The sequence below is a fragment of the Holdemania massiliensis genome (assembly GCF_022440805.1).
Classification (GTDB): domain Bacteria; phylum Bacillota_I; class Bacilli_A; order Erysipelotrichales; family Erysipelotrichaceae; genus Holdemania; species Holdemania massiliensis_A.
Genome location: NZ_JAKNTK010000001.1, coordinates 755,352 through 769,738, shown reverse-complemented (window position 1 = coordinate 769,738; position 14,387 = coordinate 755,352). Strand labels below are relative to the sequence as shown.

General features: G+C 47.8%; 13 protein-coding genes and 1 other annotated feature. All 13 genes read right to left on the bottom strand.

Going from position 1 to position 14,387, the window contains the following annotated elements:
- Positions 1-40: 40 nt before the first annotated feature.
- Positions 41-454, bottom strand: a complete 414-nt coding sequence (locus tag MCG46_RS03530; protein WP_240277687.1) for a DUF3788 domain-containing protein — start codon at positions 452-454, stop codon at positions 41-43.
- A 287-nt stretch (positions 455-741) separates the two neighbouring features.
- Positions 742-2,496 carry an FAD-dependent oxidoreductase gene (locus MCG46_RS03525; RefSeq protein WP_240277686.1) on the bottom strand — a complete coding sequence of 585 codons (1,755 nt, stop codon included), beginning with the start codon at positions 2,494-2,496 and terminating at the stop codon, positions 742-744.
- Positions 2,497-2,804: 308 nt separating this feature from the next.
- On the bottom strand, positions 2,805-3,191 hold the full coding sequence (locus tag MCG46_RS03520) for a hypothetical protein (protein WP_240277684.1): 387 nt from the start codon (positions 3,189-3,191) through the stop codon (positions 2,805-2,807).
- 198 nt (positions 3,192-3,389) lie between these two features.
- Complete coding sequence (locus tag MCG46_RS03515) at positions 3,390-3,896, bottom strand: hypothetical protein (protein WP_240277683.1); 507 nt, start codon at positions 3,894-3,896, stop codon at positions 3,390-3,392.
- On the bottom strand, positions 3,893-4,408 hold the full coding sequence (locus tag MCG46_RS03510) for an ECF transporter S component (protein WP_240277681.1): 516 nt from the start codon (positions 4,406-4,408) through the stop codon (positions 3,893-3,895). The genes MCG46_RS03515 and MCG46_RS03510 overlap by 4 nt, the downstream gene beginning before the upstream one ends.
- 114 nt (positions 4,409-4,522) lie before the next feature.
- Entirely contained in the window at positions 4,523-4,948 is a 426-nt protein-coding gene (locus tag MCG46_RS03505) for a DUF3842 family protein (protein WP_240277679.1), read from the bottom strand.
- A gap of 205 nt (positions 4,949-5,153) precedes the next feature.
- Positions 5,154-6,086: a MerR family transcriptional regulator gene (locus MCG46_RS03500; RefSeq protein ID WP_240277676.1), complete on the bottom strand. Its 933-nt coding sequence runs from the start codon at positions 6,084-6,086 to the stop codon at positions 5,154-5,156.
- Between the two features lie 61 nt (positions 6,087-6,147).
- Positions 6,148-6,348, bottom strand: coding sequence for a helix-turn-helix transcriptional regulator (locus tag MCG46_RS03495; RefSeq protein ID WP_240277675.1), 201 nt, complete (start codon positions 6,346-6,348; stop codon positions 6,148-6,150).
- A gap of 4 nt (positions 6,349-6,352) precedes the next feature.
- Positions 6,353-6,997, bottom strand: coding sequence for a DUF3796 domain-containing protein (locus tag MCG46_RS03490; RefSeq protein WP_240277674.1), 645 nt, complete (start codon positions 6,995-6,997; stop codon positions 6,353-6,355).
- A gap of 218 nt (positions 6,998-7,215) precedes the next feature.
- The gene (locus tag MCG46_RS03485; RefSeq protein ID WP_240277673.1) at positions 7,216-8,448 is read right to left on the bottom strand and encodes a metallophosphoesterase; all 1,233 of its coding nucleotides are present in this window, start codon (positions 8,446-8,448) and stop codon (positions 7,216-7,218) included.
- Positions 8,449-8,554: 106 nt separating this feature from the next.
- Positions 8,555-10,831, bottom strand: coding sequence for a hypothetical protein (locus MCG46_RS03480; RefSeq protein ID WP_240277672.1), 2,277 nt, complete (start codon positions 10,829-10,831; stop codon positions 8,555-8,557).
- 267 nt (positions 10,832-11,098) lie between these two features.
- Positions 11,099-12,589, bottom strand: a complete 1,491-nt coding sequence (gene lysS / locus MCG46_RS03475; RefSeq protein WP_240277671.1) for a lysine--tRNA ligase — start codon at positions 12,587-12,589, stop codon at positions 11,099-11,101.
- Positions 12,590-12,630: 41 nt separating this feature from the next.
- Positions 12,631-12,842, bottom strand: a binding site (T-box leader).
- A gap of 90 nt (positions 12,843-12,932) precedes the next feature.
- Complete coding sequence (locus tag MCG46_RS03470; RefSeq protein ID WP_240277670.1) at positions 12,933-14,354, bottom strand: S41 family peptidase; 1,422 nt, start codon at positions 14,352-14,354, stop codon at positions 12,933-12,935.
- Positions 14,355-14,387 lie beyond the last annotated feature (33 nt).

Sequence of the window (14,387 nt, the reverse complement as noted above, 5' to 3'; positions counted from 1 at the left end):
CCTCAGACCGACCTCTTTACTTGTAAACACTTGAAATCCGCTACGCTGTGCATTTCAATTCCAGCATCTTCTGAACATCGTGAAACTGAGCTTCATTGGTAACCCGATAATGCAGCCAACCGCCGTCCCCACAAGGATATTTCTTGTCAATGCAGGCTTGCGTTTCCTGTTCAACCTGATCATAGATCTGCGCAAATTGTTCATTCGATAAGCGTAGCATCACCGTCAACGAATCTGTTTCCGCAAAGACATTGCAGATTAGTTTTTTCTTCTTTTTATGAGCGACTGCCCAGCCGTAGTGATTCCCATAGGGAAAACAGATTGTCTGTGCCGTACCGCAGACGGCAGACAGCCATTCATTGATTTGAATAAACAACGCACGGCTTTTACCGCAGGTTTCTGCCATTTCCTCAAACGTCGGTGTATTCAGCTTGTCGAGCATTCTTTCACCCATCATGATTCCTCCATTTCATGGTTTCCTCAGCTTAATATATTGGATTAGGTTTAAGACCCATCTGAGCTTATCTTAGCTGAGGGAACCGAATTGGTCAAGGACGATCATGAAAGTCTATGTTGAAAAAGCTATTCATTCGGCTGCTAACAGAAAAACAGCGTTCCATCTTAAACTACCGCTGTTTTTCCTTTATTCTATTTGATTGGAAGCGGCAAAGACTTCAGTCCAGGCAACAGCCGGGAATAGATTTGAAGTCTTTGCCAGATTTTCTGAATTTTCCTAGCGTGTTATTTTGCCTGAGTCGCTAAATTCTGTCCCAGCAGACGGCCAACTGTGGAGTACATGGTCAAAGAAGCGCAGGCCATATAGGCTTCATTGTAATATTCGCGGTTTGACATTTCGCCCAGCGCATACAGACCTTCAATGGGATTGCCGTCCTTATCCAGAACGTGCGAATCAAAATCGGTCTTCACGCCGCCGTAAGTTCCGATAATATCGGCAACGCATTGAACTGCATAATACGGACCTTCGCCATAAGCGATCAGGCTGTCTGCCGGCTTTTCAAATTCTTCATCAACACCCGCTGCGGCAGAAGCATTGTAGCGGTCAAAGGTTTCCTGCAGCGCCACCGCGTCAATTTCCGCTGCCTTTGCGAGTTCTTCAATCGTATCGGCCTTGAACACAGCGCCGCTTGTTAAACCCTGTTCAAGAATTTTAACAGTTTCCGGATCACTGCTGTCGCACAGGACAAAGCTCTTGCTTTCGCGTTTTGCCAAAGCATTCGGAACAACCGAAAGATCACTTACTTCACTGACATACCGTTTGCCAGTCTGATCGACCATTGCTTTGTTCGCCAGATTGATCGTTGCCGCTTCCGCAGCAGCGCCCAAGAAGGCCGGACTGACCGTAATGCCTGTGACCAAAGCCCAGCAGTGATCATAAACGACACCGCCGACGGCTTCAGCCATCGCCAGGCCGTCGCCGACGTTTCCGACCGCCGTCTGTAAATGCGAACCATTGAACTGCGGAATCAATTCATCCATCAGTTCCAGATTATTGCCGAAACCGCCGGTTGCCAAAACAACGCTCGGAGCCTTGATCGTAAGATTCTGCGTCGTCGATGCGGCTTTCAGTCCGACAACTTTGCCCTCTTCTGTAATCAGTTCGAGCGCCGGTGTATCTGTCAGAATCTGAACCCCCGCTGCTTTCGCCGCCGCTTCCAGTTTTTCGGCAACGGCTGCGCCGTTATCCGTCGTGATCATCACCGGATGAGTTCCGACACTAGGAATGACGTTGTTAAACTGTACGCCATGATCCTGCAGCCAGCTCAGCTGCGGACCGGTTTCATCCAGAATATAGCTGATCCGGTCAAAATTCGGATATTGATCCGGAGCATCCGGGCCATATTCCGCAATCTGATGCCAGATATCCATCATATGTTCCTTACTGTCTTCAACCCCAGCTGCTTTTGCGATCTCGCTGTTGACGCTGAAGAAAGAGCCCATGGCCAGAGCCAGGCTTCCGCCGACCCGCGGCATCTTCTCAACAACGATAACATCCAATCCATTTTCAGCAGCGGAAACCGCGGTTGTCAGACCTGCCAGTCCCGCGCCGGCAATAACCACGTCAGCTTCCATCGTCACTTCTTCCTGTTTCGCTGTCTGATCTGCCGCGGTATTGAAATCTTCCACTTTTCCGCCGGCTTCCTCGATTGCTTTTTTGACGCCGTCAAGAATACCGTTGGAAGTCATGGTGGCCCCGGCAACCGCATCGACATTCACGCTGTTATTCGTTACGATCATTTCCGGCATCCGTTCAATCGCCGGATCACTGACGCCAGCCGTTTCGTTATGCGAAACGACTTTGACCTCGGCAATTTTCCCTTCCGCGAAGGTGACGTCCAGCGTCAGTCCCTCGTCCATCCCTTTGGTGACAACAGTGTATGTTCCATCTTTTAATCCAGTGGAACTTGCTGGCTGAGAACAGGCCGTCATACTGAAAAACAACATTCCTGCCAAAACAATTTGAATCAACTTTTTCATCTTTTCCTCCCTATCCATGCTCAGCATAATCTTTTTTTCACAATTATACGCCGTGCATGTTTATATAGATAATTATACATATGCGTATAATTAATGCAAGACACATTTAGAGATTTTACCAAATCGTTTTTAATAAAGCTGATTCGTATTAAGAATCCACGATTCTTTCAGGCACTCCTAGAAATCAGCCTGTGATTCTAAGCTTCCTGCCCAAGCTGTATAAAAGTTTCTCTGGAATCAAAGAAGACTTTGATCCGATTGATTGTAAAATGAATGACTTTGAAATCACCGCCGAACATTCCCTCTGGTTACCACTCGTTCAGCTCACTTCGCCATGATTTTCTAATATACGCTTCCCGCTGCTCAAACTCCGCCTGCCCCTGCAGCATCACTCCGCAGACCGATTCCTCATCAAAAATAAAACCGGTCACTTGCTTGTTCGACTTTAAATACTGACAGAATTCCGCGCTTTCATCGGTATTTATCCAGATTTCCTTCCCATTTTCAACAAAGTTGATATACACCGCTTTGGAAATAATCATTCCCGATTGGGAAGGATAGGAACAGACCATCGTCTTTTTGCGCTGCAACAAATCTGTAAAAACATCCATTATTTTTCTTAGTTCTGAATCTGAACATTCCTGATTCTTAATCCATTTTCCCTGAATCCATTTTTTATCTTCCAATACCTTCATTGTTTTCCCCTCTCTTCCTTCTTATCAAACCTTTGTCCATGAGAACTCAGGCTCATCTGGTACTCGAATTCCATTATACCGTTCCTTTTCAGTTCTGTCCTGACAATTCAAAACAGGTTCAGCGATGTTATCCGCTGAACCTGTTTCTCTTTGAATTCCGATTGACAAAGCTCCTAGGAAAAGAATAGACCTGTTATTTTACAAACGGGCTAAATCGATTGCGTAAGCTTGTAAAATCACTCTGTATGCCGGATGTTCCTGACGCCGATAAATGTCGGAATGATGTACTGATCCGCCTGGATAATTCGTTAGCCAAGCTTTCCATGTCCGTTCATCAAACGGCATTTTTCCTAATTGTGTCAAGCTCTCCAATTCTTTCAGCTTCATTTGAAATGAAACTTCACGGCCTTGATGCAGCTGAGCCGTCTGCTGCATAGCGTCAAAAATGGCTTCGGCCTGAATCGGTTTTAATCCGGCTAAATGCAACCGCACCAGACCGCTACCAAGTTCATCCCATGGCCGCCCGCGGTGACGATCCGAATTCGCCTCGATCTCCTGCTTGAGAAATTCCAGCATTCCCTGTGAATCGCCAATCAGATGTTCGCAGCCGAATTCATTCTGATAAATCAGCTTGACCGCATCCTGCGGCTGCATGGAGGGATAATGCGCGGCATGCCAAAGCAGGATGTCCGTCAGCTCACTCACGCCAGCTTCGCCTTCTGCAGGGCATAAACCACAGCCGGCAAAATCAGCAGCTGCAGAAGAATACCCGGCAGCGCCGTTACGAAGGACGCCGTCATCCACATTTGAATGGAATACGCCCCAGCTCTGAAAATCAGAGCGTTCATCAATCCATAAACGATTCGTCCGCCAATCATCGCGGTGACAAGCGCGGCATACAGATTGATCATTGGTTTTTCCGTCTTCATCAGTTTGATCATGATTCCGGCAAGCAAGCCATAAACTGCCAGCTCACAGATCATGCTTGGCAGATACGCCGGACCTGGCATCCCGGTGATTAAGGACGACAGCACCGGAGTAAAAATTCCGCAGATCAAGCCTAGGATCGGACCGCAGATCAGACCGCAAAGCAAAACCGGAATGTGCATCGGCAGCATTACGCTGCCAGCATTGGGAATGACGTGAAAGGCCATCGGAAGAACAACGCCTAAAGCCATACATAAAGCCGTAATAATCAAGTGTCTTGTGTTTTTCATCTTTGTTTTCTCCTACTCAAAAACAACAGTGCTCTGCCGCATGGAAACCTTCGTGATTTCCGCATTCGCTTTTTGTTTCTGGTTGGAACGACATTTCAGCTTCTGCCAAAAACATCAAACAGCAATCGTTTCCAAGATCAGGCCGACAGCCTTTTCAATCAGCTCGTCGACGGAACAATCCTGAACCCCAGCAATCAGAATTCCGCAGCGGTTTAAAGGGATTAAGACCTTCTCCGCATCGCTCTGTCCGATCCCCGCTGCCATCTTCGGGGTGATTTCACCCAGCATGGAATCAGCCACAACAATGGAAGCCGGACCAGCAATCACCGCCGCCCGCCGGGCAGCGACTAACACCGGGTTCTCTCCGGTTGCGCCCTGCCGCGCTTTCCCTTTCAGCATCGTTGAAGTCGCAGTGCTGTTTGTGCCCAGTGCCAACAGATTCAGCTCAGGATTGCACTCCAACAGCCGATCACACAATTTTCGGCCGATCATCCCGCCTTGTCCGTCGATCACCACGATCAGCGGTGTTTTTTCTTTCATTGCAATCCCCCTTCTTCTGTTCTCTATTAGATTAACACCTGAAGCTGGCTCCAGGTCAAGCTTTTTTTAGGAAAAACAATAAATTTGATAGTGTTATGCTGGGTCAAATGTCCATTGGCTTTTTCATTTGAATATAAAGGAAAAAATCGGATCTCAGTTCAGGAATTTCCCGCTGCCTCCGATTTCTGATTTTCTGGATTCTGATTTAAAGCTGATTCTTGCTTTCCTCACATTGATCCGCGGACTTCGCCTTCTTTTTATACACAAGCTCATAGCGGGTATTGTAGTACAGCCCCAGATCCTCGCATATCCGCTGATTCACACGATCCAGCGCTTCATGATAGGTCTTGTAGGCAGGCGACAGGGCAATCATGCTGGGAATGAAAATATCATTGTAGCCGCAGTCCTGCAGCTGTTTCATAAATTTACGCTGAGCGATAAAGGCAGGATGATATTTCATCGGAAAGCTTGTTTTCAGTTTGACTCCCTGCATAACTTGTTTTTTCAGTTTCTCGTAATCCTGATCGCTGAGCTCGATCATCTGCTTCATCTGATTGTCCATCTGTTCAGCCTGACTGAACGCTTTTTCCCCGCTCAGCTTGTATTGCACAAATGAGGTCAGACGCATAAACAGCGGAATTTTAATCGAGACGGAATCCCAAAAAGCCAGAATCCGCTGATAGGCGGCCTGCTGCTGGGGCGTTGTGATCTGGATCTGCAGATACGGCATGAAGTGGTGCATGAAATAGTAACCAGTAAAGCCCGGAAACATATCCTGCATCGCCTGCGCAATCGTTTCATAATCAATCGTCTGCAGCGCCTCATCCAGATCTCCTTCACTGAGATATTTTTCCAAAGCCTGCATCTGCATGTGATCCTGATGCAGCTGATTTTGTTTTTGGATCAGAATCTCCCGCAGACGCGAAGAATCTTCGCTTTTTAACAAATTTTCGATATCCTTCACGCCAATCCCCAGTCTGCGGTACAGTGAGATTTTTTTCAGTTGATCCAAATCCTGTTGGGAGTAATTGCGATAGCCGTTTTCATCGCGTCCGACTTTCAGCAAACCCTCCTTTTCGTAATATTTTATTGCCCGCTGGCTCAGACCCAGCTGTTCCGCTGCTTCATTAATTCGCATTTTCTTCACCTCGCAGCTTCAGTATAAACCCGGACGCCGCGTCTGACTCAAGCTGATTTTATCAATCAAAGATAAATATTTTCTCAATCGGCTGTTCCACAACCCGCGAAATATCAATCGCCAATTTCAGCGAGGGATTATACTGCGCTTTTTCTAAACGCATGATCGTTTCCCGGCGGACATGCACTAAATCAGCCAGCTGCTGCTGCGTCAACCCTTTCGCAGCACGGTATTGCTTTAGCTGACAAATAAATTCCGGCATGATCCTACTCCTGGTGTTCGTAGCGGTACAACAGGTACTCGCTTAAAAACAACGTGACGGCATACGCCAGTGAAATCCCGATCGTCAGGTAAATCGCTACATAATCTAACTGCCGGTTAAACAAACCGAAGCCGACCAGCCACAGGATCACAAAGATCAGACTCATTCCCACCTTATAGGCTTTCAGCTGCGCTTTTATGCGATGCTCCTCAAACATTTCATCCGCCAGTGTTCCCGACATTTTTCCTTCGTAGTAGAAACCGAAAAAACCAAAGAATACAAAGAAGAAAAATGGGAAGATCACACGTTGGCTTGCATAGCTCCAGAAACCGAGAAAACCGAGAAAACCAAAGAAACCGAACAATCCGAACCGCTGATCCACGCGGCGCGTATACCCCGGCTGATCCTGCAGACGCTGTTGCTTTAAAGCAAGAAACAGCCGCACGACCAATGCCAGAATGTAAACGATAAGCAGAGGAATTGAGATTAACATCGGTAAATCTTTTACCCGAAATTGGTAGGTGGAAAAATCCATGGGCGCTACCAAGCGGCTTTCATTTTCAAAGACGGAATAAGCACAGGAAAGCAAGACGATCAACAGGATAACACCGCCGGCCATCAGCCAGCGAAACATCGATTTTTTATTCATCAAAGTTCCTCCACGAGATATATTTATCTCTTAATAAGACAAATATATCACTTATTATAGGAATGTCAATCATTGAATAAGATAAATACATCACATCCTTGCATTTTTTGTTTAACAGAGAAGTGACGCAGTTTCCCAAGCGCTGCCCAGAGATGAAAAGGAACATAAAAATTCCTCTGATTCGTATTCCGTTGAAAGTCTTGTGGATTGGGTTCTCCTCAACGCAATACCAGCGTGATTTTGTTCTGATTCGGCTGGGCTTCCTTCACCATCGCCTGCAGATATTGACTGAAGAATAAGCTTCCGGCTTGATTTTTCCACAGCCGCCAAGCTGGATCCTGCAGGATGGCTGCGAAATTGTCAGCCAGCGTTCCATCAAAGATTTCATTATTCATCCTGACCGCCAATTCGATCATGGCGGCTTGTTCCTGCGGGAACAGGGATGAGTCAGCCAGACCACGCTGAACTTGCCTATGGGTTGTCTGCTCGAAGCATTGTTTGGCTTTCGCTTTTAACTCAGGATGAGCCAGCCTCTGCGTTTGATAATGCAGCGTGCGGTCTTCATCCAATGTGATTAAGCCGTACTGCAGCGGCGATACGGAAAGCGAGGAGGTTGCGATATCCGTTATTCCCTCCTGCTTCTGAATGTGCTGGATGTGCATGTGGCCGCTGAAATGAACGCGAACATCCGCAGCTTTCAGCAGTACTCTGACTTCATCGGCATTTTGTATCGTAAAGCCAGAGGAAAACAGCGTCGTATGCTCTGCCAGATTCTGATGACTGACCGAGATGACGGTTTGCTTTTCAGCCTGGACTTGTTCAAGCTGAGCTTGAATCCACTGCTGAGTCGATTCGCTGATCACTCCCGGTGCGGCTTCACTGTTGGCATCCAGCAGCAACAGTGTCAGATCTTCGGCAATTGGAACAAGGCAGCTCAGCGAATTCGGATCCTGACTGATCACTTTCCGGTTCGTCAGATTCTGATAGATTGCGGAAAACTCTGCGGCACTGACCGACTCCACGCGCCGGACCTGATCCTGACTGAATGAAGCCGCCGAGGTATTGTTTAAATCGTGATTGCCGGGAATGACCCAGACATCGATCCCGGCTTCGGTTAATCGCTGAAGCTTCTGCGCCAGTTTTTGATGGCTGAGCTTTTCCCCATTGAATGTCAGATCGCCGCTTAAAATTACGGCCTGAGGTTTCTTCAGCAGCATCTTCTGGATAAATTGATCTACGATGGATTCACTCTCGGCTGTCAGCTTCCCGTCACTTTCCTCGATTAATCGCTGAAAGCGTTCGCCCTGATCATGCAGCTCAGGTGCCAGATAATGCAGATCCGTCGCAATGACGAGCGTCAGCGGCGAGGCAGCGGACGGCAAAGTTGATTTTGCACATCCGCTGACTAACAACAGGCTGACAATCAATCCAATCTTCCATTTCCATCTCATCGTCTGCCTTCTTTCCTTCGATGATCCCGCATCTTGCCTTAATTCGACTTTCAGTTTTGAAAACCGGACTGGCTTATATCTGTTAATCCAGTTCCCATTTGTTTCTTTAATCTGCCCTTACCGTTCCATCCGCCTCAATCCATCCGCGCTGCAGGATGACGGTTACTGTGCCTGAAGCAAATTCGACGGTCACTTTCTTTTCAGAGGAAAGCAAAACATGAACCTGATCAACCAGTGCTTCGCGCGGCCGGATCACAAGACCTTCCGCGGTATTTTCTGCCGTGCAGTGAAAAGCATCCCAGCTGTCTATTTCTTCATGCACATAAGCTTTCGTTAAAATGACTTCCTCCGCACATTTAAAAATCTCATGCACGTCATTGTCGCAGCAGCCGCCCTGATCGGTAGAAACATCCGGCCAGCTGCCCAGATAACCGAACACCGCGGTCTCTTCCGGAGCACGGTACCAGCGGCTGATCATCGCCACGCGTTCTTCAGCAATCGTCTGCTTTACAAATTTGCCTTTTCCCGGCTGCTGCGGATCGCTGACAAAGGCCATGACTTCCCGATGCGGATCCGGCACAAACGCCCAGTTCAGCGTTTTCTTTTCCACATCGAGCAGGCTGACACAGCTCATCAGCGTATTCATCGCGTCGATCAGATATTCCCGTTTCCCCGTTAGCAGATACAGATCCAGGATCCCGTAAACTTTCCACGCGCTCCAGCCATGCGGAGAATTGATCATATTGCCCATGATGAGAACATCGTACTGAGCTTCCCAGAATCTGAGTGTCGTCTGAGTGCAGCGGCTGTCCGCTACCGCGGTTCGTTCTAAACAGCGGTGTTTTTCAACCAAAGCCTCGGCCGCTTCGATATACGGTTGACGTTGATCCGGATCCAGCAGTCTTGCCAGCATTGTCAGCTGAGCCACGGAACATGTCAGCATGCCATCTTCCAGCGTGGCCTGGCCTTCGGTTTCAATGTTATCACGGTGCAGCGCCAGCTCATCAATCGCCCGTTTCGCAGCTTCAAAATGGCGCTGAGCACACTGCTGCCAGAAGGCTTCGGGCTGTTTGCGTTCTTCCAGAACTAGCTCCAGGATACTTTTGGCAATATAGATCACACTGGTGTAATGCTTGCCCTTGCCATTGCAGAAAGCACCATCAGCACGCTGGCTGTGTTCAATCAGCCAATCCGCCAGCTTGGCTCCCAGCACCAGCGGTCTGCGGTCCTGAGCTGCCATGCTCAGATCCGCTAACAAACCGATCATGCAGGCCGTGTTCTGAATCCGTCCGGGATGAACGATCGGACACCCTTTTTCCACATCAAAGCCCAGCGGAATGAGTTCGCGGACTTTCTGATAATAAGCCTCACGGTCAAAGTTTAAATCATGCACAATCGCCAGCGCGCCGGTAAACAAACCATACCAGCTTTCGCAATGAGTTCCCATTTTCTGCGGTTGGAGCAGCACCTGATTGGCGGCTTCCTCCATGATCGTTTGCCAAGGGTGAATAAACTGAACCCAGGCTTCACTCTGATGCTGCCCATTCTCGGCGATCAGACGAATTTCCCGCGGCTGATCTGACTGCAGCGTCACGGCATAGACGCCCGGCTCTTGTAGCTGGCAATTCACCAGCACACCTTCCGCCATGAGTGTGGGTTCCGTTGCAGACAACAGCTGAAATATCAATGAACTTCCGCATTCTGCACTCCATCGTTCACCCGCAAATACCGGCACGCCTTTTTCCGCCAGCCAACATTTCAGGGTTTGCTCGCCGCTTAGTTCCGTCAGCTCAACCCGCCAGCGCCGAATTTCTCCCGGCTCTAACGGCAACGACTGCGGATGCCGCGGCGGCAGCTTTCCGCTCTGCATAAAATCCAGACAGAAGGTCAGGATGCGGTGACCACCATCGGCGAAAAAGCGGTTGTAATCCAAATGCCAGCTGGCAATCGGATCAGGACTGTACACTGCGATCTGACGCCCGCGCGGACTTTTTAACAGACCCCAGAAATACGTCTTCTCGCAACGCAGCACTGTCGGCGCAAATACCGTATCCCATTGTGGATAACTTTCCATGCTGCAGTCCAATCCGATTCTTAAACCCAGCTGATCCAGCGGCATTGTCTGTGAGCTTTGATTCTCTGCTTCGGCTTCGATGATCAGACACTCCCCTTCCATCTTGATCCGATGCCGCAGCTCAACGCCAAAAAAGGCTTCTTTAAACCAGCCGTCTTTATACCGCGGCGAGGTGGAAGTCCGCAGCTCCTCCCCCAGGCGGCACTGCCAGGCAGGCCCGCCATATTCATCCAAACGGAAGTGTACTGCTTCTCCCTGGTGAAAAACACATTTTGTAATTTTACCGGTTTCCGTCCATTCCAAATTCATCTTTTCTGCTCCTATCCACGGGATTGAATTTCCTGATTAGAATTCATTCCATCTTCCTGATGTTAGTTTCTAATAGATTGCGATCAGATTCAAGTTCTTTCTGATTTTTTTGTGATTGTTCGTCTTACTTATCCATTTAATAGGATTAGTCCAATATGGGCAAACGGTTCTTTAAGAATTGTATTAGAACAAACAAATAAAAAGTACCTCCTGGTGATTTTATAATCATCCTGCTCGGTACTTTTCTTTCTCTTTTCTAAATTAGTATTAATCGTTGCGGTTTTTCATGTGCGGGAACAACAAGACTTCGCGAATCGACTCCTGACCTGTCAAAAGCATGACGAAGCGGTCAATGCCGATTCCAATGCCGCCGGTTGGCGGAAGACCATATTCCAGCGCCTCTACGTAATCAACATCCATTTCGCTGGCTTCCGCATCGCCCATTTCTTTCAGTTTCAGCTGTTCTTCAAAACGCTGACGCTGATCAATCGGATCATTCAGTTCGCTGAACGCATTGGAATATTCCGTGCCGTAGATCAACAGCTCAAAGCGATCGGTAAAACGCGGATCTTTCGCATTCTTGCGAGCCAGCGGTGAGATTTCAACCGGATGACCATAAACGAAGGTCGGCTGGGTAATCTTTTCCTCACAGAACTGTTCAAAAAACAGGTTGATGATATGACCGACAGTACGTTCATGCGGCTGAACTTCAACACCATGTTCTTTCGCCAGTGCCAGCGCTTCATCAACACTCATTTCCTTCCAGAAATCCACACCGGTGACTTCTTTGACCGCATCCACCATATGCCAGCGCTTGTACGGAGCCTTTAAGGAAATCGGCTTATCGCCCAATGTGAAATCGGTCTTGCCGAAGACTTCCATGGCAACACTTTCAAACAGACCTTCATTCAGCGCCATCATGCCTTCAATATCACTGTAGGCAACATACGCTTCCACCGTCGTAAATTCCGGATTGTGTTTCGGATCCATGCCTTCGTTGCGGAACAGACGGCCAATTTCATAGACGCCTTCCAGCCCGCCGACAATCAAACGCTTTAACGGCAGCTCTGTTGCAATGCGCAGATAGAAATCCATATCCAGCGTGTTGTGATGAGTGACAAACGGACGGGCCGCGGCGCCGCCTAAAATCGGCTGCAGCACCGGCGTTTCGACTTCCATCAATCCCTGACCATCCAGATAATGCTGGACAGCGCGGATGATTCTTGGCCGCAGCATCGCGATCTTGCGGCTGTCTTCATTCATAATTAAATCGACATACCGTCTTCTGAAGCGTTCTTCAACATCCTGTAAACCGTGGAACTTCTCCGGCAGCGGGCGCAGTGCCTTGGTCAGATGCTCAAATTTCTCAGCTTTAACGGATAATTCACCGGTATTCGTCTTGCAGACATAGCCTTCAATCCCGACGATATCGCCCAGATCCGCTGCTTTAAACAGCTCATAGACTTCCTCACCGACAATCCCCTTATTGACGACAACCTGAATCTGGCCATCGCGATCCTGCAAATGCATAAATCCCAGCTTGCCCATCCGGCGCTTGGTCATGATGCGGCCAGCAATCGCACATGGGATTTTTTTCTCTTCCAGATCCTCCTGGCTTAATTCTCCATATTCACTCCGCAGCTGTGCGGAACGATGTGTCCGCGCAAACGCATGTCCAAACGGATCAATGCCTTTTGCCCGAAGTTCTTCCATCTTCTGACGGCGAACCAGTTCTTGTTCGGATAACTTCTGTTCCATTTTCTTTTCCTCCTTTGTTCCATAAAAAAACTCTCAAACCCGATAGGGACGAGAGTTATCATCGTGGTACCACCCTAATTCATGATTAAATCACTTTAATCATCTTAGTAACTGATTCATCAGTCTGCCCATAACGCAGGTCTGCGTTGCCGCTCCCAGTCTTTATTCATCCGCACTTGGCACATTCCTTTTCACCAGCCAGGAACTCTCTGTCTGCTTCGTCTCGGATTACTCCTCTGTTCATCGCGCAAATAATCGTTTAGATTATAGCATTTCCAAGCCGTTTGTCAACGGGGAAGCTGTATTTCAGTGCTTAACGATCAGCTTTTCTGGCATGCCTTCATCACGGTTCTATTTGTTTTTCCGCAAAGTTTAAAGCATAGGCCAGCATCGTATCGATTCCTTCCCTATAATCTTCCAGCGTTTGTTTCACTTCGAAATCCGGTTGAATCCCTTGATTAAGAAAATCTTGTCCGCAAGGCGAAACTACACGCACTGTGGAAAACATCATTTTCGCCCCGTCAGCCAGGCTGAGAATTGCGACCTGACCGGTAGCCCCTGCAGTATGCCCACCAATTAAAGAAATGCCAATCGCCTGGGCATAAGCTGCCATATCTTCGGCAGCAGATCCTGTGCGATTTCCAATCAGAATTGCCACATTGGGTAAAGGAGAAACGGTATTGATATCGACAGATGTTTCTGAAGCCGTGTAATATTGATTTTCAGCCATCAATTCACCTCGGCGCCGATCATAATCCAACTCAGAGGACTCCCCAATTTCTTCCGATGAAAGATTCATTGCCTGAAGCGAAGAGAACACGCCCACATCATAACTGTCCGTTTCCTGATGATACATGATTAGATCCGGAATTTCATCAGGATAAAAATAATTTAAAATCGTTTTCGCCACCGTCCCGCTTCCGCCGGCATTCATTCGGATATCCAGAACATAAAAATCCAAATCCTTGATTACCTTGGTCATGACTTCTCCAAATTCTTCTGCGATGTCGATTGTTTTCAGAGACTGAATACAAATATATCCGATACGGTCTTGATAAATCGCCGCAATCATCGTTGGGGAAGTGTGATAGGTCAGAAATTTGTTCTTTGACTTATCCAGCGATAGTTGAGCAGCGTTTGTCCACAAAATCAGATCATCCTTATCGAGATAGGACAGAGTTTCATGCAGGGTTTCTCCTTGAGGCGTGACCAAATCCAAAGTGATCTCTTTCGCTTCTTCTTTTGTATAGGAGAGCAGCTGAGCCAGGATTAGCTGACGTGTTTCCGGCGTTTGGATACCGGTTTCTTTTCCGATTGTTTCTTCGGCATAGGTTAACCAATCCTGACCGTTAATTTGATTCACAGTACTTGAAACCGGAATCTTGGTATAAAAAGAATCTGCGGCACTCACAATTAAATTTCCTTCGATAACGGTAAACTGCAGCGGTATTCCTTTTTCTTCCGGTTCATTTTCCCAGGTTAAATTAAAATGACCATCCTGAAGCAGGGTACCGAACTGCCGCATCACAGACCGGTATTCTGAATCCGTCTTGCTGGTACGCACCTTTTCCAAGGTTTCATAATAAGCGTCATCCCAATCAGCTTGAGAAATCAGCTGCCAGTTGCCATAATAACTTTTTGCATAATGCCACATTTCTGAAACACTTTGAATACGCGTTTCCAGGGGAATTTGACAATCCTCAGTCTTCACCGCACAGCCTGATAATAAGCAGAGAAATAAAACGATCCATATTTTCTTTTTCATAAGTACCCCCATAAGAAGCAGTAAAGCTTGATG

Bases quoted from the DNA above. Each gene is read 5' to 3' on its own strand.
- MCG46_RS03495 (WP_240277675.1), bottom strand. From the start codon at position 6,348: ATGCCGGAATTTATTTGTCAGCTAAAGCAATACCGTGCTGCGAAAGGG.
- MCG46_RS03480 (WP_240277672.1), bottom strand. From the start codon at position 10,831: ATGAATTTGGAATGGACGGAAACCGGTAAAATTACAAAATGTGTTTTT.
- MCG46_RS03490 (WP_240277674.1), bottom strand. From the start codon at position 6,997: ATGAATAAAAAATCGATGTTTCGCTGGCTGATGGCCGGCGGTGTTATC.
- MCG46_RS03500 (WP_240277676.1), bottom strand. From the start codon at position 6,086: ATGCGAATTAATGAAGCAGCGGAACAGCTGGGTCTGAGCCAGCGGGCA.
- MCG46_RS03485 (WP_240277673.1), bottom strand. From the start codon at position 8,448: ATGAGATGGAAATGGAAGATTGGATTGATTGTCAGCCTGTTGTTAGTC.
- lysS (WP_240277671.1), bottom strand. From the start codon at position 12,589: ATGGAACAGAAGTTATCCGAACAAGAACTGGTTCGCCGTCAGAAGATG.
- MCG46_RS03525 (WP_240277686.1), bottom strand. From the start codon at position 2,496: ATGAAAAAGTTGATTCAAATTGTTTTGGCAGGAATGTTGTTTTTCAGT.
- MCG46_RS03505 (WP_240277679.1), bottom strand. From the start codon at position 4,948: ATGAAAGAAAAAACACCGCTGATCGTGGTGATCGACGGACAAGGCGGG.
- MCG46_RS03520 (WP_240277684.1), bottom strand. From the start codon at position 3,191: ATGAAGGTATTGGAAGATAAAAAATGGATTCAGGGAAAATGGATTAAG.
- MCG46_RS03470 (WP_240277670.1), bottom strand. From the start codon at position 14,354: ATGAAAAAGAAAATATGGATCGTTTTATTTCTCTGCTTATTATCAGGC.
- MCG46_RS03530 (WP_240277687.1), bottom strand. From the start codon at position 454: ATGGGTGAAAGAATGCTCGACAAGCTGAATACACCGACGTTTGAGGAA.
- MCG46_RS03510 (WP_240277681.1), bottom strand. From the start codon at position 4,408: ATGAAAAACACAAGACACTTGATTATTACGGCTTTATGTATGGCTTTA.